This is a genomic window from Nocardia sp. Tas62D01 (assembly GCF_055232035.1).
Genome location: NZ_JBUYUZ010000001.1, coordinates 8907322 through 8932425, shown reverse-complemented (window position 1 = coordinate 8932425; position 25104 = coordinate 8907322). Strand labels below are relative to the sequence as shown.

The window sequence follows — 25104 nt, the reverse complement described above, 5'->3', positions numbered from 1 at the left end:
GCTCGGCAGATCCCAGGCTCAGCGGATCTGGAGCTGTGGCAGTGATTCGGATTTGTCGAAGAACTCACGCACGGCCGCGGTGGTTCGATGTGGTCGTAGTTCGGTGAGGATCGTGTCGATGAGGTGGCGGCAGCGGGCCGAGCCGACGTGGGGCAGCAGTGGCAGTACATGTTCTGCTTCGTAGCATGCCAGCGCGAGGTCGTGTTGCCCGTTGGTGCCGCGGGTGTGGGTCAGTGCGAGGGACAGCCCGTAGAGGAGGCGGTCGCGAGTGGTGTTATCACCGAGGCGGGCGAGCCCGTCGGCGAGGTGTCTTTCCGCGCGTGGTGTATCGCCGAGATGGAGATAACATCGGCCGGCTTCGCTGGTGAGCACGGTCGGGTCCATCCAGTACACCCAATTGGGGTCGTTGTCGTGTGGTCCCAGGGAGATTGCTTCGTGGGCGCGGTCGAGTGCTCCGGATGTCTCGTTGAGCATGCCGCTGGTGGCGAAGGCTCGGGCCTCTCGCATCGCGATAAGTGCCTGCACGCGGGGCGTGGCGGCACTACGGAGCCCCTGCCGAGCGGTTTCCATGATCGATACCGCGTCGTAGGGGCGTTCGCGCCAGGTCTGTTGAAAGGCGATGCAGCTGAGGATGAGCGCGCCGAGTTGTCGATCACCGGCGGCAGTAGCGGCACGTAGGCCGAGCAGATACATCCGTTGAGCAGTGCCGTGGTGGGCGAGGTCGAAGTTGAGCCATCCTGCGAGTTGAGCCATCTGGCCTGCCAGTGACAGAAGTCGCCGACCCATTCCGGCGGAGTAGGAGGAGTCCCGCAGCAGCTCGATGATCTGCGACAGCCGCAGGGTGACCGCGCGCATGACGAACTCACCCCCGCGGCCGTCATCTAGTCTCCTCAATTGCTCCAGATCGCGCTCCAGATAGTCGATGAACTGACCAGTCAGGCTGACGCGCTGGCTGGTCGCCGCATCGGACATCAGGGGGTGATCGGTGAACGCCCACGAACGCGCGAACGATGTCAGCGCGGTGCCCGACACCGCGAAATATGTCACGGCGGCGGCCTCGGACTTGTCCAGTAACGCCACCGTGTGGGTCGGCATCCACCGGTCGTCTCCGATCTGAGCGACAGCGGGCAACCACATCTGCGTCGACAACGCCCGCTGCGGCCACAAATGCTCGACGGTGACGATTTCGCCCCGAGCTTCGGTGAGCACGCCCGCAACGACCGCGGGCAGCGGATCACGCGGCACTACCCCCTCGAGCCATGTGAACGGCGTAGTTCGGTGAACCCGCCGATCAGGAGTCACCACACGGTTCACCTGGCGCGCGAGCTCGCGCGGTGACCAGCCGATCTCCTCCAGCAGACGGCGGAGTTCGACATTCGGTTGTGTCCCACCCATTCTCGGCAGCCTAGTGGCCCCAGTTCACGTCCGGATGGATACATGACCGTGGGCCCTGTCGAATTCGACCGAATTCGACAGGGCCCACGTGTATTTCGACACCGTTCAGCAGCGTTGGCGCTGGTCGCGACGAGTGCGCATCGACTGTGCTGGATGGGACACAAAACACCCCTCTTGGAGCGACTCGTTGACCACCACGGACCCCAGCATCACCTGTTCCCATCATCGTTTGGAGTGGCACTTGACCGCCCCAGCCCCTCGGCCACAACCGAGCGCATGTCCAATCAGTCAAGGACCACCAGCCGACACCTCCAGTCAGCTGGTGCCGATCGACGGGAGCGAATTTTCCGCGCGCCACGACCGACACCAGCGCGACGGCGAGAACGCAAGAAGGAGCGCGGATCGGCTACCGGCTCCGCGGCGGTGAACAGCTCGTGCGGGCGTTGGAAGACGTCCTTCGCGGAGTGGAACTCGGGGTGTGCGGCATCGTCGTGTACGACGAAGGCCTGCTGTCCACACTCAACATGCTGCGTCAACGCGGCGAACTGCCGCCGGAGCTGCATATCAAGGTGTCCGCGCACTGCGGGCACGGCAACCCAGCCTCGATGCGGCTGTTGGAGTCGTTGGGCGCCAACAGCATCAACCCGGTGCGGGACTTGAGTTTGTCGATGCTTGCTGCATTGCGGCAGACGGTGTCGGTTCCGCTGGATGTTCACATCGACAACCCGTCGTCCTCGGGGAACTTCATCCGCACCTATGAGGCGCCGGATTTCGCGCGGATTCTGTCGCCGGTGTTGCGTGCTGATGAGCATGCTGGCCGGCCTCGTCACACGACATCCGGATCCGGCCGACATCACCACCGCGCTGGTGCGCCAGCGCGTCGAGCTGGTTCTGTTCAACACCTTCATTCCGCAACGGTTCGACCGCGACTCGGCGGCCGCGGGCGGGAGGTCGCCGTGTTGACGGCGTGCTGGTCGAGGTCACGACAGGTCGAGCGCATTCGCCGCTGTGCGGCGCAGCCCGGCAACGAACCCGGACATGGATGGCAGATGGAGACGAAATGAGTAGCGCAACGAATCTCACGAATCCGCAGAAGCCGTTCGGTGATCCCGGCCGATCCACCGGCGCTGACATGCCGACGGTGGTCGCTGTGGCAGTCACCCCGTCGGGTGTCGGGCTGGTGTATGTGCCGTTCAACGCGCAGGAACCTCGCGATCTCGGGGCGGATCATCGAGGGTTCACCTTCGGCTATGAAGTCCTCACCGACGACATAAGTTCGCGGACGGGCCTCACTGTCGCGCTCGACGGCCGGATGGCCGAGTGCGACGTCTATGCCGAGGTGATCACAGGCCACGATCTGGCGGGTGCCATCAAGCCGCTGTGCTCGGCGGTTGAAGGCCAGGTCGAGTTGGTGAGTTTGGACAACTATGCGTTGTTGTGGGCGCATCGTCGTGAGCTGCGCACGAGGGACGACGTCTCCGCGCGGATGGTGGACACGGCGTTCGATCTCGATATCTCGGTGCCGGACCTGCGCCGGACCTGCGCGGCGGCGAAGCTGTCGACCTGGTATCTGGATCCGGCCCGCGACACCTGGCGCGGGCCGATCACCGCAGCCTTGGCGTCGGCGATGCTGACGGCCCGGTCGCTGGGGTGGTGCTCCTGGCAAAGGCTGGACCTGGATCCGCTGGTCACCGAATCGGTCCGCGAGCAACGGTAGCCGGTCATGGCAGCGCAACAGCGACACCTCACCGTGCTCCTGGGCCGCCGCTGCCTGACTTGTCTTCTTGGTTTGTCGTCGACGGCTGGAGGGTTTGCATTGCGGCAGACAACGATTCGGTACAGCACGGCCCGCACCAGCGGTGCGCTGAAAGTAGGTCCCCCGCATGGTGTTTCGCGGATCGACCCCCCGGTCACATCCCACGCCTCGCGCAGGCAGTCGGGCCGTCCATGGGCGCAGGATTCACGCCCGTCCAGCTCGGGACTCCCAGCACTGCACTGGCCTCTCATAACCAGCAAAAGGTATCCGTCACAGATGAGCGCCCCCTTCACAAGCAGCGTCGCACGCGCACGCAGTACCGAGCTGACCCGTCAGCGCCTGCTGGACGCGGCGACCTATCTATTCCTCAATGATTCCTACGCCGCGGTTTCGCTCCAGCGGATCGCTGAGCGCGCTGGAGTCACGCACGGCGCGATCCCGGTGCACTTCGCGACCAAAGCTGCGCTCGCCGCCACCGCCGTGCGGGAGCGGCTGTTTCGCCGCGCTCATGCCCGTGTGCATCGCTACCAGGTCCGCGATCATGATCAACTCGTCGCCACCATCTGCACGTGGGTGCATATCGCGGTCACTCACCCCGGATGGGTGCGCCTCGAACTCGAGCTTGCCGCCGCCGACACGGACGCCGGATCCCGTGAATGGTGGCGCAAAATCCATTGTGTAGCAACAGCTTTCATAGATAAGACCATGCGCGAAGTGGGAGTCGATCCGGCCGTAGCGCCTGAGATTGTCAGTCTGATGTTGCTGTCCAGCGTCATTGGACACGCCAGCACGGAACGGGGCGCCCCTTCTGTCGTAACCGCGGCCGCCATACGCGCATTGGTCGAACACGTCCTCGCCCAACGCACCGCATGAGTCCCCTGCGTGTCAAGGCACAGGGAGCACCCGTTCAAAGCTGCCTGGAAGAGATGGGGGAACCCAGTTGTCCGCGTGGACACTTCTGCCTCATGGCACCGGGAGATCCATGAAAAAACATCGATCGCTCTGCCGCGCCATGACCTGCTTGCCGGAGCAGACTTCCCTTGCCCTGAAACAGAAAGGCGCCCCATGGCCTACCGTCCGCGGCCGGAGTTCATATTTGTCAGCGATGCAGGGATGCCGCTGCCTCGAGCCGCCGAGTTGATCGCGGAGCTGACCTGCCAGTACGGCAGTGAGTACGTCCTGGTGTTCTCCCACGCGGTCGACTCCGCCAGCCGCAACGATCAAGTGAGTTACAAGACCGGCCTGAACACGGCAATCAGCGTGCTGGCCCACGGGGGCTGTGACAGGGAGACGGCCACGGACCTGGTCATCGATCACCTGGGGCTGTTCCTCGCCGCGTCCCGCGCTGACCCCCAAAGCATCGAGCAGGACGACGCCGCGCCAGATTTTCCATCACGGGAGGGCTCGTGATCGTCCCGCGCATCCGATCTGCGGTGCCTCGGGTGGGTGGTCGTGTGTGCTCACTCGGCCGGGCGGCAGTCTGGGACAGTTTGGGTCATGATCGTTCAAGGGAATCTCGGTGGGTCTGCAGCAAGGACGGAAGCAAGGTAGTCCTCGGTGTCGTGGGTGTCCCATGGCTCGGTCGATACGGGATTATCGGGTGGTTCGGTGAGTGAGGGGGTGCCGAATCGGGTGGTGAGCCAGGAGGTCCAGATCTTTCGCTCGTGGTGATGACGTGCGATGCGCTCGGTGCGCGCGTGGTGGAGGGCGTGGGCGCGTGCGATGTCGTCCAGGCTGGTCGGGCCGGGGGCGGTGGTGCCGCGGGAGTGGGTGATGAGTCCCGCGGTGGCGAGTGCAGCCATGGTGTTGTAGCCGGTGCTGCGGCTCATGCGGGCAGCGGCGAGCGCGTCGGCGGGCTTGGTGAGGCCTTGATGCACGATCACCTCATATAGGCGTCTGTGGTGGATCCCAAGGACGCTCCAGGCCGGGTGAATGGGTTCTACCCGCGCAAGTTTGGTTTGGGTGAGGCTCGGGTGCGGGCGGCGGCCTTCAACTCGTGCGGTGACCAGGGCGTAGCGGTCGGCGAGCAGGCCGGCACCGCGGCGGACGCGCAGCAGGGGAGCACCGGGCACGTCACGGATATCCCGGAGGACCTGCCATACCGTGGTTTCGGGCATGGAGCCGGCCATCAGCGACAGCGATCGACCGCCGAACTCGACCACCGGTACGCCAGCGATAATGTCGCCACCGACAACCGAGGCGTACGCCAGAGCTTGCAGGACGGCCAGGGCTGTCGCTCGTCGAGGGGATCCAGGCCACTGGGCATCGACCCATGCGATTGCGGTAGCGAGCCAACGGGTTTGGGTTTTAGCGCGAACGCGATTGTCCCCCCTCCACCCCCCTGTGTGCTCTGAACTCTTGTGCGCGAATGAACGGAATTCGGGGGCGCTTGCCGAGGCCCATCGGCAGGCAGAGCCCCAGTCACGGCGTAACGCTGCATCGGCACCGCGCCCGTAGCGGGTGTAGGCCTCGGCCAGGCCCCTCCACGAACCGCCCGCAGCCGGAAACTGTGCCTGGACATCGGTCAGCGACAGCCCTTGCAGGACTGCCGCGGCGAGGACGGATTGGCGTGCGGCAGAGCGGTCGAGACGACCGTTTCGAGCGCGCCACCGCCGATCCGCGGGCGCGACGCCGCGCACGGCGAACGCGGCCACCGTCGCTGACATCGCGGCGCGACGTCGGTACTCGATGCGTAGTCGCGCATCATCGCCGCTGCCTTCCCACAGTCGCGCGCGCTCGGTCGCGCGCGACTGAGACACGCTCGGCGCGTTCGCCTGCATCGCGCGCGTCGTGCGCGCACCTGCAAAAGGCCGTGCACTACTTCTGATGCATGCTCCGCCGAGGAGCTCGACCAGACGGCCGACAAAGCCGTGCTCGGAGCGCACGACGAGGGCGTCGGTGGCGTCGTCAAGAGTGTCGTCGAGCTGTCGGTACCCGCCCTCCTTGCATTGTGATCCGGGTGGGGTAAGCGATCCTGTGACGTCATTGAGCATCGGGGTGATATCGAGCGTTTCCAGACGCTCGGCCAACAGTCGCATGATCGGCTCCACCTCGGCTTTGGTCAGGACGGTGCCGATCGGCAGCGGAACAATGACATGCCGGCCGCCGCTGGTGGAGCGATCGCTGATCGCCCGCCCGCCGCATTCGCCGATCCAGGCCAAACATTGCCGCACATCCCGCTCGACTGCCTCGCGGCCGTGGTGTCGAGCGTCGAAATCCAGACCGAGCAGCCGAGTTCGCCGATGCTGGTACAGCGGCAGGGCAACGGGTTGTGCGGGAAGACGTTTGGTAAGCGCGCGGGCCCGGTCGCTGTAGCGGCCCCGCTCGGGCTCCCACGGTCGCATCGACCGCTTTGCAGCCAGAAGCGGCGCCAACTGCGCGAACGTGGCCTGCGCTGCTCGCGACGGCGGGAAAAGATCAGTGGGAATGGATGATTCGATTGACGGGGGTAGCCGGTCCGCGAGCACGCCACAACCGCTGCGGTCGCTAACCGCAGTTGATGGCATGCGCACGCATGGGCTACCCTTAGACGTGCTTAGCACTAGCAGCCTTCGGGTTGTTCGGCCCTCAGTTACAGCTGGGGGCCACTTTGTTTTGTTATGTATGCCTCAGTGCCTCAACGTGGTCGACGCACCCACAAGGTCAGGGATCACCCCATGTTTGTGATTTTCGGTGGGTACCTCCTGTCCGTTGACGGTCCGGAATTGGATGATGTCGGCGGCCTTCACGATTCGGTCTGCCGTCGCCGGTGACCGTGCAGTGCAAATCTGGGATGGACTGGCTGTTGGTTCAGGCGGTTCGTATGGTGGGAGTGACCTCCAGCCGTGAGACGGGGATTTCCAGACCTATCGATTTCGCGCAGAGGATGTGGGGGTCGATCGTGGATCGGTAGATCGACGTGGCGGTGATGCGTCTCATCTCGATCGCGATCGCATTGGCGTTCCAGCCTGCCTGTGCTAGGCGCAGTACGGCGAGAAGATGATCTTTGGGCACCTTCGCGCTTCTTTGCTCGATCATCTTGCGCGCGATGCGCTCACACGCGTCCAGTGGTTGCTCCCGCGGCTCGAACACCCCGGCGACAGCCTGGTGGAGTGACGTCGCACTGGCATGGATCGATTGCTCATCCACCAAGACTGTGGATACAAGATCGCGTGCGCTAGAAGCGATAGGACTGGAGGTCTGGTCAGCAGTGTGGCTGGGCATCCGCTTCGGGGCTGCGGCCGCTGGGATGGGTGAGATTCCCTCGATCATCTTGGCGTACCGGGCGGCCATCCAGGTGTGCAGCCACATACCGACCACGACCATGACCGGGGCAGCGCTGTACAGCACCACCCCGAGGGTGTCCCCAGCCTGCAGATGGGGACCGGCGTTGAGCCCGACCGTGACCATGAGCAGGGGTATCTCGAACGCGATGATTTTGGCGCGGTCGACTTGTTGGCCGATCCGCGCAGCGGTTGTCGCCTGGTCCATGATCTGCAAGATCGGGATCGAGACCATTGCTTCGATGCCGAAGCTGATGATCCAGAGCGCTACGCGGGGTCCACCTGGCCCGAAGGTGCGCCCGTAATTGGTGGCTACGTTGATCGCCGACCACACCAAGCCGACTGCCATTGCGCCGTACATCCACCTCGACATCCACACGGCCTTGCGGTGCAGCATCGCGATCAGTGCATCCGAACTCGTCGCGCGGCGTCGCGCGGCCAGGGCCCGCTCGTGCCACCGACGATCGGCAACGTCTTGTTGTCTGATCCGAGCGGCATCCACGTGCTCGCGATACTCGGAGGCCAAGGCGCGCTTCGCAAGACGCTTGCTCTGACGCCTGATCTGATCCCGCATCCACTCTTGAAATCGACGCTCTTTCTCGATCTCGCCGAACGACATCGCCTGTGCCAGAGCCGGATCGGCCTGCAACGGCAGAATGGCTCGCGCGTGCTCGACCCTGTTCCCAAGCTTGGCGACCATATCCTTGCCCGACCGACCTCTGGCGGAGTCATCGGTGGAGTGGTGGCGCCGACGGATGACTACCTTCACGCCGAACTCCCGCAGGCAACGGCAATGGCAACAAACCTTCGAGCGCAAAAAGGCGACGGATCATCGTCGGCACGGACCAGCACCATTAACGTTCCTCAGCACATCGGGACCAATCGCGGACCCGAGAGGCACGCCATGTCATCCATGTGAACTGGCATGGGTCGTCGAATCAACACATGCGACATACAGCAACCGCAGATGATTCGCAGAATCCCGTCCGCGTCCAACGCAAGGCCTCGAGCGGCCCGTTCGCGCTGAGCGCCCAGCCTGAACCGGCCGAGCTGCCCCTGATTATTAACCAACTACTTCGGCTTGGCAAAGCGGTTCCACCGTTGCGGCGCGAAAGCCGCACGAACACAGCCCGATTCGCGTCGAATGCTGCCATCACGACGCGCGGATGACGACCCCGCATGTGGGGATCCCCGCAAGAAGCGATAGCAAGACGCGCAACGCGTGATGCACCCACGCTCGGGTTGTCTTGACGCACAACGGGTCACGGCCCCAACGGCCACGCCGTCCCCCGGAAGTTGGTCCGGCACAGCACGCGAGCAAGCCTGCCCCAGGCGAAGTGCCGAAGTGCCAAGCTCCCGCGTCCCGATGATTCACACACGCCGCGCGCGGAAGTTCTGACTCCCCAGGCTGTGTAGGGATTGGAACCTCCCCGGCCGCAAGACGACACTGGTGGCGGGGGTTTGGCGGCGCCTATCGCTGCGCAGCCAGCGCCATCGGCTTGCACGTCAGAATTGCCGTGATCAGTTGTGCCGATGGGGGAACCGGCCGGGCGCAGTCAAGCAGCGTCAGCCATCAGGTCCAACGCTGATTCGGGAGCGTCGACCGCGACGGGATCAGCCATGGCGGGGCTGTTGCCGATCATCATGGCGAACTCACCAGCTGCAAACGAATGCATCCACACGACAGCCGCAATCATCAGCGGAGCGATGGCGAACTCGATCGTCGCCTGGATGTCACCAGCTGCGACATGCGGAATGACATTTAGCATGACACTCAGTAGCAACAACGCTGCCTCGATCGTGACAATCTTCGACTTGACGATCGCGTGCCCCTCTCGGGACGCCGTCGTCGCAAGGTACATGATCGCAATGAGTGGCAGCGTGATCAGCGGCTCGACGAGGAATGCAAGCCAATAGCGAGGGTCCGCGATGGCGGACCCCGCCATCAGGTTGTTCTGCACGTTGACCGATCCCCACAGCACGCCCGTCACCACGACGCCATTCATGACGCGTGACACCCACTGTGAGCTACGGAATAGCCGTCCGACCCGGGCAGCGGGGCTGGCGACACGTCGATGCGTGGCGATGGCGTCCGCGTGCGCCTCGGCATCAGCAATTTCGAGACGCCGCCGTCGTTCCCGGTGCCGATGAGCGTCTTTCGCGGTGTTCAGGCGAGCGATGCGGGCCAGAGCCCGGATATCCTCCTCGACGGCGCGTTCGGCGAGCAGTTCATCGTCGGATTTTGCGTCGACGAACGCTTCGTCAGTCTGCTCAGCCAAGCGTTTCCGTGCGCGGTTCTGCTGTTCAGTGAAATCGAAGTCGACGTCGAACAGACCCGCAGCCTGGACACGCCGTCGGCGCGTTGGCATGGTGATAATGGTCATGTCGGGAAGGTCCTTCTTCCTGGCATCAGCCCCTTGGCGGATGGTCTAGATCCGCTGAGGGGCATTTTTTGTAGCCACCGTCGAGAGGGTCTAGCTCCGTCGGGTGGGTGGTTGTCGTCGGGGATTCGATCACCCGTAGAAGCGGCACGTCAACACCGTCAGTTCCGGTGGCGCACGAGAAATCCCACGTCTGAGTAACGTCGCCATGGCCTTTTCCCGTTGATTCGAGGAGTAGCAAACAGTGGGCGTCAGGTCGATCCCGGGAGATTTGGGGGAAACCTTGGGGAAATTTGTCCCTCCGAGCGTCGCTCAACGCGATCGAACCCGACCGAATCGGCGACGGTCAACAGATCGATGCGATCGATTCTCGGGCCCTTGTGGTTCGACGATTCATGGTCGACGGCGGCGAGCGACGTGAAGTTCGGGGGATCCGGATTGGCCGAAGAGTGGTTGCATGAACCAGGCGCGGCCGACCGCGTGATCCGCATTTCAACCTCATGAACCCGCCTCGACCTGCTGTATGCCCGCTTTGTTGACATCATGCCAATAGTGCGCCAATCTCATGATGAGACGCGGGTGCGGAGGCTCGCGCGATAGGCAAAGGATTCTGCGATGGCACGCGCCGCATGGAGTGATGACGAGGTCGAGGCGGTACGGGACCTGGCCAAGACCTTCTTCGAAAAGGAAGTCGTCCCGCACGAGGAGAAGTTCGTCGCCCAGGGGCATCCTGACCGCGCGCTGTACAACCGGGCCGGCGAGCTCGGCCTGCTGTGCACCGCGTTGCCGAGCGAATACGGCGGTGGTGGCGGCACTTTCGCACACGACGCGGCGATCATCGAGGAGCAGGCGTTCGCGGGTGACGGCGCCCTCGGCATGCCCGTGCACAGCTCGATCATCGCGCCCTACCTCAACGAATTCGGATCCGAGGAGCTGAAGCGGCGGGTGCTGCCCAAGGCGGCTGGCGGTGAGATGATGCTGTCCATCGGCATGACCGAACCCGGCACCGGCTCGGACCTGCAGAACATCAAGACCCGCGCGGTCCGTGAGGGCGACGAATACGTCATTACCGGGTCGAAGATCTTCATCACCAACGGCTGGCTGTGCGATGGCATCATCATCGCCGCCAAGACCGACCCGACCATGGGCGCCGCAGGCGTCTCACTGATCTTCGCCGAGATCGGCGACGACACCCCGGGGTTCAAGCGCGGCCGCATTCTGAACAAGATCGGCGGCAAGGCCCAGGACACCGCGGAGCTGTTCTTCGACGGCCTACGGGTGCCCGCGGGCAACCTGCTCGGCGAGGCCGAGGGCCAGGGTTTCTATCAGATGATGCAGCTGCTGGCCCAGGAGCGCCTGGTGACCGCGATCATCGCGGTGGCCATGATGGAGAAGGCTGTCGCGCTGACCGTCGACTACACCAAGGGCCGCGAGGCGTTCGGCAAGCCGCTGTTCGCGATGCAGAACACGAAATTCGAGATGGCTGAGTGCGCGACCATCGCGAAGATTAGTCGCACCTTCCTCGACGACTGCATCGTCAAGCACCTGCGCGGCGAACTGGACATTCCCACAGCTGCGATGTCCAAGTATTGGTTGACCGACCAACTCGGTATTGTGGTGGACCGCTGCCTGCAATTGTTCGGCGGCTACGGCTACATGACGGAGTATCCGATTTCCCAGCTCTACACCGGTGCCCGCGTGCTGCGCATCCTCGCGGGCAGCAACGAGGTGATGAAGGATCTCATTGCCCGGTCTCTCTGAAATCCGGAGCGAGACGGCCTCGTCGGCGGACCCATCCGCCGACGAGGCGCAGCCGCGTCGGCGCAGGCTCGAGCCCGACGAGCGGCGCGCGCAGATCCTCGCCTGCGCGATCGACATGTTCGGCGAACGACCGTACGCGGCCGTCTCGACCGCGGAGCTGGCACAGCGCGCCGGGGTGGCGCGCGGCCTGATCAACCATTACTTCGGCAACAAGCGCGACCTCTACCTCGCGGTGGTGCGCCGGATGGTTACGCTGCCGCGGCTCGACGACATGGTGACGCCGAGCGGCACCGATCGGGAACGCGTCGAGGCCAGTGTGCACTGGCTGCTGGATGTGATCTCCGAGCACGGCAGCACCTGGGTGAAGGTGACCAGCCACGAGGGCGTCGGCAACGACCCCGAGGTGCAGCACATCCTCGATCAGGCCGACGACGCGGCCGCCGAGCGGACCTTGCTGATGGTCGGGCGCGCCGATTCGGCACACGACGCGCAGTTGCGCGCCATGGTCCGCGCCTTCGGCGGTCTGGTGAAAGTGGCGGGCCGGGAATGGATCACCCGTGGCACGCTCACCCGCGACCAGGTGCACGAACTGCTCGCCGACATGCTGATGACGCTGGTGACCGAAACCATGCCGAAAGTGGACCACCGACGCTGATCCGTCGGCGGCACGCCACCGTTAGTTCGTCAGTTCCGAGGCAGGCGCGCCCGGCGTCGCGATGCCCCGCTGTAGGGCACATGCCCGGCGGATGCCCAGGCCTGCCGTACTTCAGCTCGATCACTTCCTCACGGCGATGCTCTACGACCAGTGCGCCGATGCCCGCGATCCACAGCGCGGCGGTCGCGATCGCGCCGATCTGCGTCCAGCCGCTGAATCCGTAGCCCGCCGCGGTGAGCATGCACGCCATGACCACGATGCCGAGCGCACACAGTATGAGACCCGGCACATTACATTTGTCGCCGAGCAGATCACCTGCCTGCGCATGCCAGGGCCGACCGTCGGAACTCGTGTTGCCGAACATGGATCCTTCTTCGCCGAAGCCGGAGCCTGACCAGGGATCGCACCTGCTGATCAGCGTGAACCTTCGCCGTTCGATCCGCGAGGGGTGTTTGCTAATTCATTGCTACGAGCCGCCGCCGCCGCGCTGCTTGTGCCGCACGGGTGGTTGTGGCATCAACCGGAGTGTCAATATTACGTTTTGGTGACGACCGATTGGACGTTTCCGGATGATTTGGCCGCTGTTCGCCCTTATTGTGTGTCGGTATCGGGGCGGGTCCGGGCAGTTCGAGGTTCCTGCGCGGTTTGGTGGTGTGGAGAGGGACCTGGCATGGCACGGACGGAACGCAAGGAGGGCGAGCGATGGTCGGAGGCACAGCAGGAAGGCCGCTGGCCCGGGGCGCAGACCGACGAACGGTGGCCGGAGGCGGCGGAGAATGAGGAACGTCGTCCGGAACCGGAATACGAGGGCCGCAGGCGGACCGGTCGGCTACGCATAGAGATTCCGCCGATCGTCAATCCGTATTCCGTTGTCGCGTTGGTGGCGGCGTTGCTCGGATTGTTTCCGGTCGCGATCGTGTTCGGCTTCATCGCCTTCAGCCACCCCCGTGGCAAAACGATGGCGGTATTCGCGCTGATGATCGGAGTGGCGGAGGTGACCGCGCTCGCGGGCTTCTTCGTACTATCCGGCAGCGCTTGGTCCGGCGCGGTGACCCGGGCGAACAAGGCCACGGAGATAACGAGCGTCGCGCCGCAACCGACCATCGCCGCCACTACCGCCGCCCCCACCACGGCGGCGCCGACCGCGACGACGACGACGTCCGCGGCGACCAACTTGGTTACGCCGAAGAAGGGCATGTCCTGCTCGGAGCCCGCGCTGATCGGCACCGCGGCGGACGGTAGCACCCTGCTGTGCCTGTCCCCGACGGGCGCCAGCGGCAACTACCAATGGTCGGCCCCTTATACCATCGCGACCGCCGTCCAGGAGGCCGGGACCAAGTGCGACTCTTCCGGAACGAAAAGCGCCCGCAGCGCGGACGGTCGCGCGCTGGCGTGCGATGGCAAGGTGTGGGTGCTGTGGACCGAATAGCGCGTCCCTAGCAGCTAATCCGCCTTCTTCGCGCGGCTGGGCTGGACGCGGGGCGGCTCGTTGGGCATCTTCGGATACTGCGGCGGCCACGGAGCGTCCATGAGGCCGGAGGCCAGATCTCGCTCGGACATCTCCAGCAGCGGTTCGATCGACTGCGCGGCACGGTCCGCCCACGGATCGCCGAGTTCGGCAACTCGGGCGGGCACGGTGGCGATGGTGAGTTCGTCGGGAACTACGGTATCGAGTTCGGACCAGGGGATCGGCGTGGAGACCTGGGCGCCGACCTTCGGGCGCACACACCAGGCGCCGAAAACCGTTTTGTGCGGGGCGTTCTGGTTGAAGTCGATGAACACGCGGCTGCCGCGTTCCTCCTTCCACCACTGCGCGGTGATCTCGTCGGGATGGCGGCGCTCCAGTTCGCGAGCCAGGGCGACGGCGGCGGCGCGGACCTGGTAACCATCCCAATTCGGCTCCAGCGCCACGTAAATGTGCAAGCCGCGGGAGCCGGAGGTCTTGATCGACGACGCGATGCCGAGTTCGGTGAACAGCTCACGGGTGAGTACGGCGGCCTGCTTGAGATCGTCGAAGGTGATGCCGGGGGAAGGATCCAGGTCGATGCGCAACTCGTCGGCGATCTTCAGATCGTCCACATGATTGGGCCAGACATGGAAACCCAGGCAGCCCTGGTTCACCGCCCACAAAATGTGCGCGAGATCGTGCGCCACGAGAGCATCGCTCGTGGTGCCGTTGGGGGTGGAGACCTCGACAGTGTGCAGCCAGTCCGGCGCGGATTTCGGCACCCGCTTCTGGAACCACGACTTGCCCGACGCGCCGTCGGGATAGCGCTCCAGCAGCAGCGGACGATTGCCGACCACGTTCAGAAACGGTTCGGCCACCGCCTGGTAGTAGTGCACGAGGTCGAGCTTCGTTTCGCCGCGCTTGGTGAAATAGACCTTGTCGGGATTGCTGATGGTGACGGTTCTGCCGTCCACCTCGATATCGACGGACTCGCTCATCGCTTTTCCTGGGCTTCGGTGAAAAGGGTGCTCAATTCGGCGGGCGCGACCTCGTCGAGCTGGGCATAGGTGCACGATTCCGGCGTGCGGTCGGTGCGGAAACGGACCAGCCTGCCGCCGTGGCGCAACCGGCCGGATTGCACGTGTTCATAGCGGACCTCGGCCACCAGCTCCGGCCGTAGCGCCTCCCAGGACAGGTCCTTGCCGCCGGTCCACCGGCTCACGCCGCCCGGCATCTTGCCGTCGGCCTTCGCCTGCGCCGCAGCGTCCGCCCACTCGCGCCACGGATGATTCTCGAGTGCGTTCTCCCGCAACGGTTTCAGCTCCTCGACCAGCGACTTACGTTTGGCCGCCGTGAAACTGCTCGCCACCCCGACGTGATGCATATGCCCTTCGTCGTCGAAAAGTCCGAGCAGCAGCGAACCGATGCCTTCGCCATCCTTGTGCCAGCGGAAACCAGCCACCACGCAGTCCGCGGTGCGCTCGTGCTTTACCTTGAGCATCACCCGCTTGTCTTCCAGGTAGGTCAGCTCATTCGACTTCACCATGACGCCATCGAAACCGGCGCCCTCGAAGCGGGTGAACCAGTCCTCGGCTACGTCGGGATCTTGGGTGATCGGCGTGAGGTGCACCCGCGCGAGTTCGGTGTCCAGTATGGTTTCCAGCAGTCGCCTGCGTTCGGCGAACGGTTCTCCGGTCAGGTCCTTGTCGCCGAGCGCGAGCAGGTCGAAGGCGACGAAACTGGCCGGTGTCTCCTTAGCCAGCTTTTTCACCCGGGACGCCGCAGGATGCAGCCGATTTTGCAGCGTGTCGAAATCCAGGCCCTGGTCGGTGACCACCACAATTTCGCCGTCCACCACACACTTGTCCGGCAGCGCCTGCTTCAGCAGTTCGGCGACCTCTGGGAAATACCGGGTCAGCGGGCGGTCGTTGCGCGAACCGAGTTCGATCTCGTCGCCGTCACGGAAAACGACGCAGCGAAAGCCGTCCCATTTCGGTTCGTAACTCAGGCCCGGCTCGCGCGGCACGGACGGCGCCGTTTTCGCCAGCATCGGCCGGACGGGCGGCATCACCGGTAGGTCCACACGATCCTCCTCGGGTTGTTCCTCACCCATGTTGACGTCGTGGTCGACCAGGATTCATCGGTTTCGCACGGGCGCGGCTCCGGCTCGATCGTAGGTCCCCGGTCCGACAACATCGTGAACTTCCGGCGACTTGGCCGCGGTGGTGTCGGTGGGGAAGAACGTCGTGCCTACGCCGAACAGCAGGCGTCGGGTTATCCGGCGCTGGTTACGCCCGTACCGCAGGCAGCGGCGGAGGAGGACCTGGTGGTCAAGTTGCGAAAGTTGGGCGCGCTGTACGAATCAGGCGCGCTGTCCGATGAGGGATTCGCACCGGCGAAGTTGCAGCTACTGAGTTGACGTTCCGACTGCTCAGTCCAACCAGCCCTGCTGGTCGGCGAAGACAGTGAGCCGGTCGCGGATGGTGAGGATCTCGCCCGCGGTGAGGGCGGGACTCGCGTCCAGGAGTAGCTCGGTGATCAGGCGCTTGTGTTCGGCGGCGGTCAGCTGGCCGGAGGACGCTGCTCTATCCTTTTTGTGGCGAGGAGCGGGGGGTGTCGGCTGACCGCCGACCACGGTCAGGTTGACTGCTTTGGGTCCGCGGTCGCCCTCGGTCACATCGAATTCGAACACTCTGCCCTGACGCAACTCGTCCTCGTCCAGACCTATGTCGTTCACGTGCACGAACACATCCGGGCCACCATCATCGGGACGAATGAACCCGAACCCCCGAGAGCTGTCGAACGACACCAATTTCCCTATGGACACCAACACCCGCTCCTCGCCGCCGTCGCTATTCGGCCACTTTAGCCCGCATTTTCCCCGTCGTTGGATGAAAGCGCTTTTTGTAACGAGTTGAATACGGTGAGGCCCTGGCCGACCATTCCGTTGACCAATTCACCGACCCCGTCCGGCCCGTTGAGCACGGTGAGGTTCGCGTTGGCCAGCCCGTTCGATGCCTGCTTGACGATTTCCGGCAACTGCTCGATCAGCAACTGGTCCAACGCGATTCGGTTGTTCGAGGCGGCCGCGTCGGCCTGGATCCGGGTCCGGTCGGCTTCGGCCTCGGCCAGGATGCGGACCCGTTCCGCCTCTGCCAGTGCGGGTTTCACCACCTCGGCCTGTAATTGCTGTTCGCGCAGTTCGGCTTCCTTGCGGGCCTGCTCGGCCTGCGCGGTCAGCACCTCCTGCATGGCCTTGGCCTCGGCGAGCGGTCCGGACTGTGCGGCCTCGGCATTGGCCTTGTCGATATCGCGCTGGTACTCGGCCCGCAGAATCGCGGTTTCGCGCGCGTATTCGGCCTGGCGGCGCAACGATTCCTGCTCGGCCTCGGCCGCGTGCTGCGCGGCCTGCGATTGTGCGATCTGTGCGTCGCGCTGGACTGCCGCGTTGTGCGGCGCCGCCAGCGCGGTGATGTAACCGAGGTTGCCGTCATCGATGGACTGGATCTGGAAGGAATCCACCGAAAGCCCGATATTGCCCATCTCCACCTTCGAGGCGACCAGCACCTCGTCGGCCAGCCGCTGCCGTTCCCGAATGATCTCCTCGACCGTCATCGAACCGACGATCGAACGCAGATGACCGGAGAAGATACGTCCGGTGAGCACCGACATCTCCTGCTCCTGTTCGGACAGGAACCGTTGCGCCGCATTGACGATCGACTTCTCGTCGTTGGCGACCTTGAACGCGATCACCGCGCGCACCTCGAGCTGGATGGCCTGCTTGGTGACGCACCGCTCCTTGATCTCCGCCTCGAACATCGCCAGCGATAGATAGCTCACCTTGCGGAACAACGGCATGACCCATTTGCCGCGCCCGATCACCACCACGAACGGCACGTCGTCCCTGCTCTTGGCACCGCTGACGAGCATCGCCTCGTCCGGATCAGGTACGTGATACCCCAGCACGTCGACTCCCTTACTGTTTACATTTTCTCGGGCAGATCCGGATCCAATGGAATCCACGGCACCACATCGACGATGCGTCCCGGATTGACGGTGATGATCAACACGGCGGTTCCGGCCGAAATCGGCTCCTCCGCCCGCGCGATATACAGCTCCGTTCCCCCGCGAATCGCCACCAAAACTTCACCCAGCATTCCAGCACCCCGAATCGGCGCTGTCAGCGTACCCGTCAAACCCCGCACGGGGTCGGTCATCTCGGTGAACTCCTCGGACTAGACACCAGATCTGTCAGCGTACGCGCCGATCCCGAAACCTGCGCACCCGTCATGATCTCGCCCGCAGCCGAGCCATGGCGGGTGAAATCGACCTCGCTCTCACCGAATTCGAACAGCTACTGGACGACCAGAAACGCATGCTCGGGCGGGAACACGCCCAAACCGTGCGCACTCGAAATAGCATCGCCCGCTGGTTGCGCGAAGACGGTGACACCGCCCGAGCCATCAGTGCGTACGAATCCCTGCTCACTGATCAGATCCGTATCTTCGGCCCCGACCACCCCGATACTCTCTACACCCGCAACTGTCTCGCCGCCTGCCACGGCGAAGCAGGCGACATCGCCGGCGTCATCGCCGAATACGAGCAACTGCTCGCCGACCAGGAAAACATCCTCGGCCCCGTCAACGCCCACACGCAACTCACCCGAAGCAATCTGGAATTCTGGCGCGCCCAGTTCGAGGGCTAGCGTCAGCGGGTAGCCTCGCGCGACCCCGCCGCCTCGAAAATCCGCGCCGCCGGGTCCGCGGTAATGCGGTCGGAGTCGGTGTCGTAGTCGTAGAGCTCGGCGTAGCGGCCCCAGTCGATGGCGATATCCAGCTGGCGGCGCGCGTCTTCGGGGCCGAAGCCGCGGCGCAGGAGGTCCAGGAAGAAGCCGGCGCGCACCGCGGTATTCAGGCCGCGCACGTTCAACCCGTCACGGATGATGACGCCCGCGCCGAGAAAGCCGATGCCGGACACGATCTGGGCCGCCACCCGCGTCGGGTCGGCACTGACGCCTTCGAATCCGTTGGCCGAAAGCAGGACGAACAGGGTCGTGCCCGCAGAGACGAGCGCATTGGTGCGCAGGCAGGCCCTCATAGCCCGGTACTGCCGTTCGAACCCGATCACGGTGCCGAGGCCGACACCGGCGAGCAGCCGAACGATCATCTCTACCGTTGACATCACGCACTCCCTGACTGGTCAAGCGCACCCTCGAACAGCAGGCCACGGGGCTCGTCCCGCTCCGAAATCAGCTGTGGAGGTGTTGCCGGGTGAATAGTTGGCTAACAGGGGTACCGGACTATCTCCGCCGGGCATCCGGCTCACCTCCTTCGGCTACTGTGCGCACGGCAAGTCGGGCGCGCCTATACCTAATCGTCGCAGAGCGTGCGTGAGGAACCTGGCGCTGGTGTCTTTTCTTTACAGAAAGCGCCGGTGGTACCCCTCCTCGTAAGACCTTTGGCACTTCACGGCGTGAACCCGACAGCCGTCGGGAGCCAATCGGGATCACCCCTTAATCCGGGGAGATCTGTCCTGACCCGGGGCGTCTCTCGACGTTCGGGGTCGCTGGCCTGTATCCGTGAAGGAGCCTCAGCGAACGATCGGCACCTTGCGTTGGCAAGTAAACACCCCGACGAAAGTCTTGGCAACTCGTATGTGAGGGTCGTCGCACGAGAAACCGCCACCACCTCCCTCGCGGGTGACGGCGGCTCATCGGTGGAGCCGTTGGCGTCCTTACGGATTCACCTCGCAGACGCCCGCGTAACAGAGCGCCTCGCCGTAGATCCGAGTCGAGCGCGCCTCGTCGACTCTGGGCTTGCGCGGCACTCTCAGCGCCCAGTTCATGCGAATGTGGTTGTCGGACAGGATCTGTCGTACCTTGCCGAAGTCGGTGACGGGTGGCCGAACAGAATCTTCTGCCGGCCTGGTTGATGGTCTTCCAAGAGCCTGGAAGTGAAGGCAGCCGTCTTCAATCGTGATCGGTCTGGTTAGGACCGGTACAGGGAGCGATAGGCGGCGATCGTCTCGGCGCAGTGGTCGATGATTTGCTCCCGGGTCGCGCGCAGCGAACCGTTCAGCCAGGCCGAGAACATGCCGGCATTGCCGCTGGCCATAGTGACGGCGGCCAGGCGGCGGCGCACCGGGTCCTCGATGTAGGCGAACAGGTGGTCCTGCATCAGCCGGGTGAACACTGGCATTACCGCGACGGTGGTCTGGCCGAGGCCGGTGCTGGAATAGGGCTCGACCAGAAACAGGCGTGACTTGCGGGGATCGTCGAGCACCTTGTCGACCAGAACCGCGGACAGCTCGCGGTCGCGGGACGGGTCGTCGGTCACGGCGAACGCGGTCATCGGTTCCAGGAACTCGTCGGCCACCTTCCGGTAGAGCAGATCCAGGAGTTCGTCACGGCTGGCGAAGCTCTCGTAGAAGTACCGGTCGGTGAGGTTGGCCCGCCGGCACACCGCGCGCATGGTGACTCCGGCCGCGCCGGATTCCCCGATCAGGTCCAGCGCAGCCTCGAGCAGCGCGGCCCGGCGCGCCTCCCTGCGTTCGGTGAGCGTCGTGCCGCCCCAGATCCGGGGACCGTCGTCGTCTGATTCCTGCCCTGTCTGCACCGCCACACATTAACGCTTGGCGAACATCGCCTGTATGGACCCGCGCCGCGGTCGTGGGCCGCGGCGTGCCGTAATAGTGGGCCTCGATGTTCTTCTCGTTGGTGTATTGCGAGGCGTGGTAGTAGGCGTCCGGTTCCTTGGCCAGGGTGGCCTCGATGACCGAGTACAGGTCGTTCGGTGTGGTCGGGTCGGGGCATTCGGACAGGCCGGGCAGCTCCACGATGTCGGTGCCGAACATCTGCAACAGGTCACGCACCTCGGCGACCTTGATCCGATTGGTCACCGCGCGCAGTCCGACGCCGTATATCGCGCCCAGGATTCGCAGCGCCTTCGCGGTATTGCCGCTCGATGCCTCGATCAAGGTCTGGCTATCGGCCCGGATCCGGTCGAGATCGTCACGGATCATGCCCCACGCGACGCGGTCCTTGACTGAGCCGAAAGAATTGTGCGACTCCAGTTTTGCATACAGCTCGACGTTGTCCAGGCCGTGCACGGCCGGATCGAGGCGTAGCAGCGGGGTGTTGCCGATGAGTTCGGTGATGTGGTCATAGCGCATTACGGCGCTCCGGAGGGTCGGTGCAACACCGCCGGTCGGTACGGGCCGCGCGGGGGCGTCCCGCGCGGGGGCGCAAGCCCCGCCGACACATGGGGTTTGTAGTCGCCGTCGCGGTACACCTGGAAACTGTCCGCCTGGTGTGCGACGGCCAGTGCTTGGCGAACTCCACCTCGGCCACGGTCACCCCGGCGTGATCGACAAGGGCCTTACCGGGTTCCAGCCAAATATCCAGGAGATTGTCCCCGGCCACCTGCGCCACGGTGCGTCCGCCGTGGCGCTCCAACGGTGCGGCGAGAAGATCGGCGAGCATCTTCGTCGCCGGAGTGGTATTGGCGTACTTGTGGAAAACCGGAATCCCGTGCACTGCACCGCCATCGACGTGATAGCCGAAGGCATGGTTCGCCCAGCTCATCGGCTCGCCGCGGCCGAGCAGCGCCTCGGGCAGTGCCAGCACGTAGCCGAACCGGGCCGCGTCGGCGGTGAACACCTGCCGGAAACCGCCGCCGATGTTCAATACCGATGGCGTCAATCCGTGCCCATAGGCCTGCTCCACCAACGCAAGGCAGGCATCGATCGCTCGGATGCGCTCGGCGAGGTTGCCCGAATCGATGTGAAAGGCGAAGCCGAGGAATGTGATTCGGCCTCGATTCGCCGAGAGCAAGTCGAAGGCACGGTCGATATGCGCCAGCGGCACGCCGAAGCGGCTCACCGCGGTGTCCTCGAGTCCCGAAACGCGCAGCAGCACCGGTACTTCGGCGCATCACCGGCCAACTCGGTGATGCGCCGCAGTTCCCACAGATTGTCCACATTGATGGTGACGCCGCAATCGATCAGTTCGCGCAGAAAGGCTTCGCCTTTCGGACCGGTGACCTCGATCCGCGTCGGGTCGAACCCCGCGCCGATGGCGCTACTCAACTCCTGCGGGGAGGCGACATCGATACCGATGCCGGCGTGCTCGGCGGCGCTCACGAAGGCATGCGACTTGTTTACCTTGTGCGCCTAGCAGATTCGGTACTGCGGCAGCTCCCGGTCGAGAACCGCGCGAAGGTGGTTCAGGTTCTCGGTGTACACCTGCGGGAATACCAGGTGGATCGGCGAGCCAAAACGGATCAGCGTTTCTTCGACGGCGTCGCGGGTGTCGAGGAAGGCGCGCACCAGCGGATGGATTTTCGCGGGTAGCGCCGGTAGCGGCGCCGTCATACCGCGGTTTCCGAGCGCTGGGCTTCCGATGGCTTGGTGCTCGCGGGCACCGGCTGCTCGGCGACCGGGTTGTACCCACCGTCCCGAATGGCCTCGAACGCGCGAACCCCATTGCGCGGACTGCGGAATTCGGCGACTACTCGTTTGCTGATCAGATCGATGTCGACGACGTTGATGCCCATCGACTCGAGCACTTCGGTGATGGTGCGGACGCAGTGCTTGCAGTTCATGTCCGGCACGTAGAACACCTGGTCCTCGGCGGTGGCCTCGCCGTCGGCGGTCATCTCGTCGAGATCGGCGCGCACCTCGGCTATCTCGCAGCGCTCGGCGAATTCCGCGAAGATCGCGACGAACTGGTCCACCACCAGCGGCAGCAGTGTGTAGTGGCCGCCGCCGAGATGGTGCGGCATCGCGGCCAGGCAGGCCGGCCGGGTATTGGACGGCAGCAGCGCGGACTGGCGGGAGATGAGATCCAGATCGTCGTGGTACTTGGCGATCGTGTCCTCGACGCTCAGCCCTTCCGCCCTGGTGGCGCGGCGCATAACCGTATGCGCGTCCTTGATGGTGGCGTCTTTCATCGCGCGCAGCGTCGCGACGGTGTCCGCCGTGTAGCGCACTGTTCCGTCGGGCTGTGCGGCGAGCGTCACCGGGATCATCCCGCGCCGATAGCTGGAGGCATGCAGCTCCCAATACCAGCGGGTGGCGACGGCCGAGGAGAGCCCGGAATCGTGTATGCCATGGGCGAATTCGGCCGCGCTGCGGTACGGCGTCTGCCTGGCCAGCAGCGCGTGCTGGGCCAGCGCCCGTCCGGTGGCCTCGATGCCGACGCGGAAGATGTTCATCGGTTCGTGATCGGTGGTGGTGCCCTCCAGCACCGCTTGTTCACGCGTGCCCAGCGCGCTGATGTGTTCGGCGAGAGCAGAATTTGCGTTGAGCGCATGCCACAGCGTCAGCACGGTCTCGCGCATTGCGATCGGCACCAACGGACCGAGTCCGTCGGCCCGGAAGTGCCCGGTGTTGGGGATCCCGTCGCTGTCGGTCCACGCGATCCAGTGCGTCGCGCTGGTGACCTGAGAGGGCCGACAGGGCGGCCAGCACCCGGGACGCGGCCCGGCCGGTCGTAGCGCGGGTTGCCATCGTTGCTCACGACGCCACCTCGCCGGAGCTCGGCTCCGTCGTTCTCACGGGCGCTGTGTACAAGTCGATCGCTGCGCTCGCTCACGTGACCTCCTCCGCAATGGTCATGACACAGTGGGTGAAGCGGTCGATCTCCTCGTCGGTGTTGTAGATGTGCGTGCTGACCCGAACCGAGTCGGCAGCATCGTCGTCGGCGGACTCGGGGGTGCAGTGGGTCCCGGTGCGGACGAGGAAACCGAGCTCGCTCAGCACGAAACCGAGGTCGGTCGCGGTAATTCCGGCGAGGGTGAACGACAGGATCCCGTAACCGATGGCGCACGGTGCGTGCGCGGGTCCCGGCAGGAATTCCAGGCCGGGGACGGGTCTCAGCCGCTCGATGAGCCGGAGCGTGAGTTCGCGATTGTGCGCGGCGATCGCCCCGACCTCGAAGGATTCGAGAACTTCCAGGGCACTGCCCAACGCGAGGATGCCGGGGATGTTCTGGGTGCCGCCCTCGAGCAGATCCGGCATGTCCGCCGGGACGAGTCCGTCGTCGGTCAGCCGCACCCCAGAGTTGCCGCCGGGCAGGAAAGGCAAGAGCTGATCGTGAATTCGCCAGTGGCAGTAGAGGATTCCGGTGCCGGGCGCGCCGAACATCTTGTGCGCGGCGAACACCGCGAAGTCGGCGCCGAGTTCGGTGACGTCCACCGGCATATGCCCGCCGCTCTGGCTGCAGTCGAAACACAGCAGCACCGCCGGATCGAGCTTGCCGCGCAGTTCCTCCAGCGTCGTCAGTCCGCCGAAGACGTGATGCAGGTGGCTCGAGGTGATCAGCCGGGTGCGCGGAGTGACCTTGGCCAAGATGTCGGCGGTGTCGGCCTCACCCAGCGCGGTCACCCGATATGGGACCAGCTCGATGCGCCGACCGAAGCGCGCGAACACTCGGCGCAGATGATGCCAGGGGTGGACGTTGGAGGCGTGATCGCGTGGGTTGTAGAGAATTTCGTCGCCGTCTTCCAGCGCGGCCAGCCCCCAGGACAGGGCGACGGCGTTGAGCGCGGCGGTCGCGCCGCCGGTGAAGACCACCTCGTCGGGGTGCGTGGCGCCGATGAAGGCGGCGGTGCGGTCCCGGACTCTGCTGATCTGTCCGGTCAGACTCGTCGCCCAAGGGTAGGCACCACGACCCGAGTTGGCGGTGCGCGCGCTGTGGTAGCTATGGATGGTGTCGATGACCGGCAATGGCTTCTGCGTCGTCGCCGCGCTGTCGAGGTAGACCTCGGTGGACTCGGCGAGCGCCGGAAACAGCTTGCGCACGGCGGCAGGTGCGGACATCAGCGGTCCCGGCGTCAGTGGCGCGGGCGGCCGCGAGGGCCGGGTGAGATGCGACCCCGGACGCAGATGAACGCAAAGTGCCGCCCCCTTCCGAGAACGCGCTGGACGTCACCAACGATACGCACTTTGCGAAATGTGTTCGAAGGTTTCTTGTAGACAACGTCTTTCACGAGTCACCCGGCGCGCGGTCGTTCAGTATTTGCCCTGCAGATACTCGACCAGATGCTCGCGCTCGGTGGCGAGTTCGGAGATCGCGCTCTTCACCACGTCGCCGATGCTGACGATGCCGATCAACAGGCCCTCGTGCACCACCGGCAGATGCCGGACGCGGTGCTCGGTCATGGTGCGGCGCAGCCCCTCGACCGCGTCGCCGGGCGCGCAGGTGCGCACATCGACGGTCATGATCGCGGAGACCGGGGTGTCGAGCAGGTCCGCGCCGCGCGCGTGCAGGCTGCGCACCACATCGCGCTCGGAGACGATGCCCGCGATCCGGTTGCCGTCCGGCGATACGACCACCGCTCCGATGTTGTGTTCGGCGAGCGTGTCGAGCAGGCTGCGCACCGTCGCCTCAGGCCGCACGGTGGCCACCTCGCTGCCTTTTCTGCGCAAGATCTCGGCTATTCGCATAT

General features: G+C 64.7%; 29 protein-coding genes, 1 pseudogene and 1 riboswitch. Of the genes and pseudogenes, 11 read left to right on the top strand and 19 right to left on the bottom strand.

Annotated elements, in window-relative coordinates; genetic code table 11:
• Positions 1-18 precede the first annotated feature (18 nt).
• A complete protein-coding gene (locus ACV7NQ_RS43485; RefSeq protein WP_463364813.1) occupies positions 19-1395 on the bottom strand; it encodes a hypothetical protein in 1377 nt (458 codons plus the stop codon).
• A gap of 434 nt (positions 1396-1829) precedes the next feature.
• On the opposite strand from ACV7NQ_RS43485, the gene ACV7NQ_RS43480 reads away from it, so the two are divergent.
• From ACV7NQ_RS43480 to ACV7NQ_RS43465, 4 genes are all read left to right on the top strand, one after another.
• Positions 1830-2459 (top strand): U32 family peptidase, encoded by a 630-nt coding sequence (locus ACV7NQ_RS43480; protein ID WP_463364812.1) that lies wholly within the window; start codon positions 1830-1832, stop codon positions 2457-2459.
• Positions 2456-3112 carry a hypothetical protein gene (locus ACV7NQ_RS43475; protein WP_463364811.1) on the top strand — a complete coding sequence of 219 codons (657 nt, stop codon included), beginning with the start codon at positions 2456-2458 and terminating at the stop codon, positions 3110-3112. Before ACV7NQ_RS43480 ends, ACV7NQ_RS43475 begins: the two co-directional genes overlap by 4 nt.
• Before the next feature lie 315 nt (positions 3113-3427).
• Positions 3428-4024 carry a TetR/AcrR family transcriptional regulator gene (locus tag ACV7NQ_RS43470; RefSeq protein WP_463364810.1) on the top strand — a complete coding sequence of 199 codons (597 nt, stop codon included), beginning with the start codon at positions 3428-3430 and terminating at the stop codon, positions 4022-4024.
• A gap of 75 nt (positions 4025-4099) precedes the next feature.
• Positions 4100-4561 carry a hypothetical protein gene (locus ACV7NQ_RS43465; protein ID WP_463364809.1) on the top strand — a complete coding sequence of 154 codons (462 nt, stop codon included), beginning with the start codon at positions 4100-4102 and terminating at the stop codon, positions 4559-4561.
• A 95-nt stretch (positions 4562-4656) separates the two neighbouring features.
• On the opposite strand, the gene ACV7NQ_RS43460 is transcribed toward ACV7NQ_RS43465, so the two are convergent.
• Both ACV7NQ_RS43460 and ACV7NQ_RS43455 read right to left on the bottom strand, forming a co-directional pair.
• Positions 4657-6495: a hypothetical protein gene (locus ACV7NQ_RS43460; protein WP_463364808.1), complete on the bottom strand. Its 1839-nt coding sequence runs from the start codon at positions 6493-6495 to the stop codon at positions 4657-4659.
• 445 nt (positions 6496-6940) lie between these two features.
• On the bottom strand, positions 6941-7786 hold the full coding sequence (locus tag ACV7NQ_RS43455; protein ID WP_463364807.1) for a hypothetical protein: 846 nt from the start codon (positions 7784-7786) through the stop codon (positions 6941-6943).
• Positions 7787-7864: 78 nt separating this feature from the next.
• Between ACV7NQ_RS43455 and ACV7NQ_RS43450 the strand changes: the two genes are divergently transcribed.
• Positions 7865-8332, top strand: coding sequence for a hypothetical protein (locus ACV7NQ_RS43450; RefSeq protein ID WP_463364806.1), 468 nt, complete (start codon positions 7865-7867; stop codon positions 8330-8332).
• Positions 8333-8969: 637 nt separating this feature from the next.
• Here ACV7NQ_RS43450 and ACV7NQ_RS43445 read toward each other — a convergent pair.
• Complete coding sequence (locus ACV7NQ_RS43445) at positions 8970-9797, bottom strand: hypothetical protein (protein ID WP_463364805.1); 828 nt, start codon at positions 9795-9797, stop codon at positions 8970-8972.
• Positions 9798-10409: 612 nt separating this feature from the next.
• On the opposite strand from ACV7NQ_RS43445, the gene ACV7NQ_RS43440 reads away from it, so the two are divergent.
• From ACV7NQ_RS43440 to ACV7NQ_RS43425, 4 genes are all read left to right on the top strand, one after another.
• Positions 10410-11555, top strand: coding sequence for an acyl-CoA dehydrogenase family protein (locus ACV7NQ_RS43440; RefSeq protein WP_463364804.1), 1146 nt, complete (start codon positions 10410-10412; stop codon positions 11553-11555).
• Entirely contained in the window at positions 11539-12210 is a 672-nt protein-coding gene (locus tag ACV7NQ_RS43435) for a TetR/AcrR family transcriptional regulator (RefSeq protein ID WP_463364803.1), read from the top strand. Before ACV7NQ_RS43440 ends, ACV7NQ_RS43435 begins: the two co-directional genes overlap by 17 nt.
• Positions 12211-12301: 91 nt before the next feature.
• On the top strand, positions 12302-12604 hold the full coding sequence (locus ACV7NQ_RS43430; RefSeq protein WP_463364802.1) for a hypothetical protein: 303 nt from the start codon (positions 12302-12304) through the stop codon (positions 12602-12604).
• A 276-nt stretch (positions 12605-12880) separates the two neighbouring features.
• Positions 12881-13639: a hypothetical protein gene (locus ACV7NQ_RS43425; protein WP_463364801.1), complete on the top strand. Its 759-nt coding sequence runs from the start codon at positions 12881-12883 to the stop codon at positions 13637-13639.
• Between the two features lie 14 nt (positions 13640-13653).
• Here ACV7NQ_RS43425 and ligD read toward each other — a convergent pair whose 3' ends face one another.
• The gene (ligD, locus tag ACV7NQ_RS43420) at positions 13654-14655 is read right to left on the bottom strand and encodes a non-homologous end-joining DNA ligase (RefSeq protein WP_463364800.1); all 1002 of its coding nucleotides are present in this window, start codon (positions 14653-14655) and stop codon (positions 13654-13656) included.
• Positions 14652-15740, bottom strand: coding sequence for an ATP-dependent DNA ligase (locus ACV7NQ_RS43415; protein ID WP_463366036.1), 1089 nt, complete (start codon positions 15738-15740; stop codon positions 14652-14654). The genes ligD and ACV7NQ_RS43415 overlap by 4 nt, the downstream gene beginning before the upstream one ends.
• 39 nt (positions 15741-15779) lie before the next feature.
• Here ACV7NQ_RS43415 and ACV7NQ_RS43410 point away from each other — a divergent pair, with 39 nt between their 5' ends.
• Positions 15780-16076 (top strand): SHOCT domain-containing protein, encoded by a 297-nt coding sequence (locus ACV7NQ_RS43410; protein WP_463364799.1) that lies wholly within the window; start codon positions 15780-15782, stop codon positions 16074-16076.
• Positions 16077-16088: 12 nt separating this feature from the next.
• On the opposite strand, the gene ACV7NQ_RS43405 is transcribed toward ACV7NQ_RS43410, so the two are convergent.
• From ACV7NQ_RS43405 to ACV7NQ_RS43395, 3 genes are read right to left on the bottom strand one after another with little or no spacing between them, the layout of a single operon-like run.
• Positions 16089-16490 carry a cold-shock protein gene (locus ACV7NQ_RS43405; RefSeq protein ID WP_463364798.1) on the bottom strand — a complete coding sequence of 134 codons (402 nt, stop codon included), beginning with the start codon at positions 16488-16490 and terminating at the stop codon, positions 16089-16091.
• A gap of 32 nt (positions 16491-16522) precedes the next feature.
• Complete coding sequence (locus ACV7NQ_RS43400) at positions 16523-17623, bottom strand: SPFH domain-containing protein (RefSeq protein WP_463364797.1); 1101 nt, start codon at positions 17621-17623, stop codon at positions 16523-16525.
• Between the two features lie 17 nt (positions 17624-17640).
• On the bottom strand, positions 17641-17814 hold the full coding sequence (locus ACV7NQ_RS43395) for a hypothetical protein (RefSeq protein ID WP_463364796.1): 174 nt from the start codon (positions 17812-17814) through the stop codon (positions 17641-17643).
• 89 nt (positions 17815-17903) lie between these two features.
• Between ACV7NQ_RS43395 and ACV7NQ_RS43390 the strand changes: the two genes are divergently transcribed.
• Positions 17904-18362: a tetratricopeptide repeat protein gene (locus tag ACV7NQ_RS43390; protein ID WP_463366035.1), complete on the top strand. Its 459-nt coding sequence runs from the start codon at positions 17904-17906 to the stop codon at positions 18360-18362.
• Positions 18363-18364: 2 nt separating this feature from the next.
• Here ACV7NQ_RS43390 and ACV7NQ_RS43385 read toward each other — a convergent pair whose 3' ends face one another.
• The 10 genes and pseudogenes from ACV7NQ_RS43385 to ACV7NQ_RS43340 all read right to left on the bottom strand — a co-directional run bounded on the left by ACV7NQ_RS43385 (position 18365) and on the right by ACV7NQ_RS43340 (position 25102).
• Complete coding sequence (locus ACV7NQ_RS43385; protein WP_463366034.1) at positions 18365-18559, bottom strand: AAA-associated domain-containing protein; 195 nt, start codon at positions 18557-18559, stop codon at positions 18365-18367.
• Positions 18560-18838: pseudogene (locus ACV7NQ_RS43380) on the bottom strand (MgtC/SapB family protein); the annotation flags it as partial.
• A gap of 254 nt (positions 18839-19092) precedes the next feature.
• A riboswitch (M-box (ykoK) riboswitch) is annotated at positions 19093-19265 on the bottom strand.
• A gap of 379 nt (positions 19266-19644) precedes the next feature.
• Entirely contained in the window at positions 19645-20127 is a 483-nt protein-coding gene (locus ACV7NQ_RS43375; RefSeq protein ID WP_463364795.1) for a TetR/AcrR family transcriptional regulator, read from the bottom strand.
• Positions 20060-20827: a pyridoxal-phosphate dependent enzyme gene (locus tag ACV7NQ_RS43370; protein WP_463364794.1), complete on the bottom strand. Its 768-nt coding sequence runs from the start codon at positions 20825-20827 to the stop codon at positions 20060-20062. Before ACV7NQ_RS43370 ends, ACV7NQ_RS43375 begins: the two co-directional genes overlap by 68 nt.
• On the bottom strand, positions 20817-21572 hold the full coding sequence (locus tag ACV7NQ_RS43365; protein WP_463364793.1) for a type III PLP-dependent enzyme domain-containing protein: 756 nt from the start codon (positions 21570-21572) through the stop codon (positions 20817-20819). Before ACV7NQ_RS43365 ends, ACV7NQ_RS43370 begins: the two co-directional genes overlap by 11 nt.
• The gene (locus ACV7NQ_RS43360) at positions 21533-21796 is read right to left on the bottom strand and encodes a hypothetical protein (RefSeq protein WP_463364792.1); all 264 of its coding nucleotides are present in this window, start codon (positions 21794-21796) and stop codon (positions 21533-21535) included. Before ACV7NQ_RS43360 ends, ACV7NQ_RS43365 begins: the two co-directional genes overlap by 40 nt.
• 30 nt (positions 21797-21826) lie before the next feature.
• Positions 21827-22027, bottom strand: coding sequence for a hypothetical protein (locus ACV7NQ_RS43355; RefSeq protein ID WP_463364791.1), 201 nt, complete (start codon positions 22025-22027; stop codon positions 21827-21829).
• A complete protein-coding gene (locus ACV7NQ_RS43350) occupies positions 22024-23007 on the bottom strand; it encodes a heavy-metal-associated domain-containing protein (protein ID WP_463364790.1) in 984 nt (327 codons plus the stop codon). Before ACV7NQ_RS43350 ends, ACV7NQ_RS43355 begins: the two co-directional genes overlap by 4 nt.
• 238 nt (positions 23008-23245) lie before the next feature.
• A complete protein-coding gene (locus ACV7NQ_RS43345) occupies positions 23246-24475 on the bottom strand; it encodes an aminotransferase class V-fold PLP-dependent enzyme (RefSeq protein WP_463364789.1) in 1230 nt (409 codons plus the stop codon).
• A gap of 192 nt (positions 24476-24667) precedes the next feature.
• Positions 24668-25102, bottom strand: a complete 435-nt coding sequence (locus tag ACV7NQ_RS43340; protein ID WP_463364788.1) for a CBS domain-containing protein — start codon at positions 25100-25102, stop codon at positions 24668-24670.
• Between the last annotated feature and the right edge of the window lie 2 nt (positions 25103-25104).

Excerpts from the sequence above, each read along its gene's own strand:
- ACV7NQ_RS43485 (WP_463364813.1), bottom strand. The coding sequence starts at position 1,395 with ATGGGTGGGACACAACCGAATGTCGAACTCCGCCGTCTGCTGGAGGAG.
- ACV7NQ_RS43475 (WP_463364811.1), top strand. The coding sequence starts at position 2,456 with ATGAGTAGCGCAACGAATCTCACGAATCCGCAGAAGCCGTTCGGTGAT.
- ACV7NQ_RS43470 (WP_463364810.1), top strand. The coding sequence starts at position 3,428 with ATGAGCGCCCCCTTCACAAGCAGCGTCGCACGCGCACGCAGTACCGAG.
- ACV7NQ_RS43460 (WP_463364808.1), bottom strand. The coding sequence starts at position 6,495 with ATGCGACCGTGGGAGCCCGAGCGGGGCCGCTACAGCGACCGGGCCCGC.
- ACV7NQ_RS43455 (WP_463364807.1), bottom strand. The coding sequence starts at position 7,786 with ATGTCGAGGTGGATGTACGGCGCAATGGCAGTCGGCTTGGTGTGGTCG.
- ACV7NQ_RS43445 (WP_463364805.1), bottom strand. The coding sequence starts at position 9,797 with ATGACCATTATCACCATGCCAACGCGCCGACGGCGTGTCCAGGCTGCG.
- ACV7NQ_RS43440 (WP_463364804.1), top strand. The coding sequence starts at position 10,410 with ATGGCACGCGCCGCATGGAGTGATGACGAGGTCGAGGCGGTACGGGAC.
- ACV7NQ_RS43430 (WP_463364802.1), top strand. The coding sequence starts at position 12,302 with ATGCCCAGGCCTGCCGTACTTCAGCTCGATCACTTCCTCACGGCGATG.
- ACV7NQ_RS43425 (WP_463364801.1), top strand. The coding sequence starts at position 12,881 with ATGGCACGGACGGAACGCAAGGAGGGCGAGCGATGGTCGGAGGCACAG.
- ligD (WP_463364800.1), bottom strand. The coding sequence starts at position 14,655 with ATGAGCGAGTCCGTCGATATCGAGGTGGACGGCAGAACCGTCACCATC.
- ACV7NQ_RS43395 (WP_463364796.1), bottom strand. The coding sequence starts at position 17,814 with ATGCTGGGTGAAGTTTTGGTGGCGATTCGCGGGGGAACGGAGCTGTAT.
- ACV7NQ_RS43375 (WP_463364795.1), bottom strand. The coding sequence starts at position 20,127 with ATGCGCGCGGTGTGCCGGCGGGCCAACCTCACCGACCGGTACTTCTAC.
- ACV7NQ_RS43370 (WP_463364794.1), bottom strand. The coding sequence starts at position 20,827 with ATGCGCTATGACCACATCACCGAACTCATCGGCAACACCCCGCTGCTA.
- ACV7NQ_RS43355 (WP_463364791.1), bottom strand. The coding sequence starts at position 22,027 with ATGACGGCGCCGCTACCGGCGCTACCCGCGAAAATCCATCCGCTGGTG.
- ACV7NQ_RS43345 (WP_463364789.1), bottom strand. The coding sequence starts at position 24,475 with ATGTCCGCACCTGCCGCCGTGCGCAAGCTGTTTCCGGCGCTCGCCGAG.
- ACV7NQ_RS43340 (WP_463364788.1), bottom strand. The coding sequence starts at position 25,102 with ATGCGAATAGCCGAGATCTTGCGCAGAAAAGGCAGCGAGGTGGCCACC.